Annotated in this window: 2 protein-coding genes; both read right to left on the bottom strand. The window is 74.0% G+C overall.

All coding sequences use genetic code 11. The annotated features are described in order from the left end of the window. Positions 1-220: hypothetical protein (locus tag G4D87_RS37670; RefSeq protein ID WP_163787578.1), on the bottom strand; the 220-nt coding region annotated here is incomplete at its 3' end. Then, positions 217-1422, bottom strand: a complete 1206-nt coding sequence (locus G4D87_RS37665) for a PEGA domain-containing protein (protein ID WP_163787577.1) — start codon at positions 1420-1422, stop codon at positions 217-219. The genes G4D87_RS37665 and G4D87_RS37670, both read right to left, overlap by 4 nt. Between the last annotated feature and the right edge of the window lie 84 nt (positions 1423-1506).

Below are 1506 nucleotides of genomic sequence, written 5' to 3'. Positions count from 1 at the left end.
GCCCCCCCAGCCGGACGAAGTCGATGACGAGCGAGGCGGGCACGGCCCCACCCCCGGCTGGCACCGCCCGGGAGAGCACGTAGGCGCCGTCGTCCTCCCGGCACAGGAAGCCGTCGAGCCCCTCGCCCTCCGCGCCGAAGGTGAGCCGCACCTGCCGCACCTCGTTGCACCCGGTGAGCAGCACCAGGGCCAGGAGCCCCTCGAGGATGTGCCTTCTCAAAATCCCACCTCCGTTCGAACAGGCTGCCGCCAGAGCAGGGCCGTGGTGGTCGCGCCGGCGATGACCGCGGCCACGCCCACGGCAATCCAGAAGTCTCGTCGCTGGTAGAGGGCCGGCGCGGGCTCGACGACCTGGCCCTGGATGAGCAAGTCCCGCAGGACGCCCTCCGCCGTCCCGTGGAGCGCCTTCACGTCGCCCTGGCGCTCCGTGCGAGCCGCCGCGCGCCCATGGATGGCCAGCGCGCCCCGCAGCCGGTAGCCCTCGCGCTCGGCCTCGGCGTTGAGCAGCACCAGCCGCGGTGCCCGGAGCGCGGTGGAGAGCAGGCGCAGCGAGCCCGCCGAGTCCAGGTTCGCGGAGGACTCACCGTAGTGCGTGGCCCACTGGCCGGCGGCCAGCTCGGGCGAGGCGGGGAGCGTGGTGAAGGCCACGGCGAGCTCGGGCCCCTTGGCCGAGATGACCTGGACCGCGAACTGTCGTCCCTCCGCGTCGACGCGCACCACGTGCCGCCCCTCCAGGACCTCGAGTGAACACGGCGCCATGCAGACTCCGAGCCGCCCATCCAGGGAGATTCGCGCGGGGCTGGAGTCGGAGGTGATGCGCAGCGTGGTGCGCCCCCGCGCCGCGCCTTGCTCCGCGCCCGTGACGAGCACGCGCCCCACGTCGGGAGGCAGCACGCCGATGTCCACGGGCAGCTCCAGCCCGAGGACGCCCAGCTCCGAGGCCACCTGGAGGGCCGCCTCCTCGCGCCGCAGCCCCACCTGACACGCGACCTGCCAGAGCAGCCAGCGGGCGACGACCTCGCGGTGCCCCTGGCTCAGCGTCCTGGGGAGCACCCCCTCATCGCCGACCTCCTGGAGGCACTCCGCGAACTCCGCGTGGATGTAGTGCCGCCGCGCCTCCTGCAGGTGCCGCTCCACTTCCAGGAGCTGGACATCCCCTCCGGGACGGGCGGTGGGTGCGGGGAGCCCGGCGAGGCGCAGCGTCACGGGCACGCCAGGGGGCTGCTCCTGGGCCCACGCCTGGACGGAGGCGCGCGCCTCGGGGGCCCCGACGACGAAGAGGGTGACTGAGGGGAGCTCGGTGGGGGGCTCGGCCGCGGCTGCCGCGCTCCCCCAGAGGCCCAGGAGCAGCGAAGCGAGGAGGAATCTTCGGGGGGAGGGCCCCGGGCGGCGGCGGTATATCGACGGTCGGGACTGACTCACCGGAGCGAGCCTCCAGGGGTGGAGTGAAAGCGTGGAGTGGGGTGGCCGTTATCAACTGGTGCGACAGCTCGCGCGAGGCGGGAT

The sequence above is a fragment of the Myxococcus vastator genome (genome assembly GCF_010894475.1).
Lineage (GTDB): Bacteria > Myxococcota > Myxococcia > Myxococcales > Myxococcaceae > Myxococcus > Myxococcus vastator.
This window is presented reverse-complemented; position numbering and strand designations above follow the sequence as displayed.